The 1,767-nt window shown below is 55.1% G+C and carries 1 protein-coding gene; it reads right to left on the bottom strand.

Annotated elements, in window-relative coordinates:
• Positions 1-214: 214 nt before the first annotated feature.
• The gene (locus O2S87_RS18520; protein ID WP_475410195.1) at positions 215-1,600 is read right to left on the bottom strand and encodes a sensor histidine kinase; all 1,386 of its coding nucleotides are present in this window, start codon (positions 1,598-1,600) and stop codon (positions 215-217) included.
• Positions 1,601-1,767 lie beyond the last annotated feature (167 nt).

Raw genomic sequence — 1,767 nt, 5'->3', positions numbered from 1 at the left:
GAGTGTAATCTCGATTGGGGACTCTTTCATTCTAGCACCGAAACAGTCCCCTTCCTCTAACGTATCAACTGCTACTTCGTTGCGGTGAGTATTGGCTTGGTTCTAAACGATCCTGAGACGCGACCAACTCTTCATTACCGAGTTACACTGTGAAGGGTAAAGAGTACATTGAGTCAAACGGATAATTGACGCTCTAGCTCCAGTTCCAGACAACTCACGCTGCTTGGAGTCGGACCGTGACAGCAAGGCCATCCGAGGGAGACGAATCGAACGACAGGTGACCGCCGTAGCTGTCGACAATCTCGCTGACGAGATACAATCCGAGCCCGGTGCCAGCAGAATCTCCCTCCGAGACGCCTTTTTCGAGTAGGTCAGCACCACTGTCAGTTGCCAACCCCGCACCATCGTCGACAACGGAGACAACGTACTCGTCACCGTCGCGTCGACAGCGGATCTCAATACAGTCGGCGTTGGCGTGGGTCAACGCGTTTGAAACCAAATTGCCGAACAGTGGCTCTAAAAGCGGGCCGCCGAGTACACGACCTGAACAGTCCTCGGCACTAATCTCGATGTCGGCCGTTTCAGCCTGTGGCCGGTAGCCGTCAAGGACTTTCTCTATCACTTCTCCCAGCTCCCAGGGCTCGGGGTCGTCCTGTGTGAGTTCGGCGAGTGTCCCGACGTTGTCGATCAGCGAGATACTATCGTCAAGCAGCCGACTGGTAGTCGAGAGCCAACCAACCGTGTCATCCGGCAACTCGGTGGTCTCGACCAAATCCAAGTAGCCATCCGCGGCATGAATTTTGTTTTTCACATCGTGGCGCAACAGTGAGTGAAGTAGCGCCTCACGGTTCTCCATCTGCTTCCGTTCGGTGATATCTTTCGAGATAACGACCACGCCGCGACAGTCGTCGGTTTCTCCGTCGAAGACGGGGCTATAGGTTCGATACGACCACTTGTCTTCGGTTTCGTAGGCATACTCCTCAGTGATCGCTTCGCCCTTCTCGATGGCTGTTTGGATGAACTCTGTGAGTCGGTCGGCATCCCGGTCAGGGTGAATCGAGCCATAGGCGCGACCGATTACCTGCCGTTTGTCAGCAGTACTGACCTTTCCGTCGGCCACCAGTCGCGAGAGGTGTTCAGCGTTCGCGAACACGTAGACTCCGTCCGGATCGAACATATAAATCGAGTCATCGGAGGCCTCTACTGCAGTTTCATACTCCCGGAGTGTGGCATTCGTCCGTGCGTGTTCGATTTCGTCAACGACCGCATGAGCGAGAACCGCGTACTGCGTGTCCGGATTACCACCTTTCTGGAGATAGCGGTCGGCTCCGCGAGTAAGCGCCTCAGGAGCATCGATCTCGGCATCCTCGCTCGTAAACAGCACAAACGGAATATCGCGTCCCTGCTGGCGAGTCTCCGCAAGCAGTTCAAGCCCGTTCAGTTCGGGCATCTCGTAAGCGGATATGATCGCATCGTAACTGCCCCCACGGATGGCCTCGACCGCATCGAGTGGGTCGACCATCGTCTCGACGAACAGCCGGCTGTCGGTCTTATGCAGAAGCTGTTCTGAGAGCGCTAACAGTTCAGAATCATCATCCACATGGAGAACCCGAAACTCGCTAGGAGACCGACTCATAATCGTAGTTGGATAGCAGTTCCATGCCGAGACGATTTCGTAGCAGTCTCATAGATCGTTCACCAGTGCTGAACTACTGTGTCGCTGGGGAGTCACGGATCAACGGAATCGATAGATTCCGTGATCCGCAC

Source organism: Halohasta sp. A2, assembly GCF_056175805.1.
Note: the sequence above shows the minus strand (reverse complement) of the source record. Positions and strands in the feature narration are given on the sequence as shown.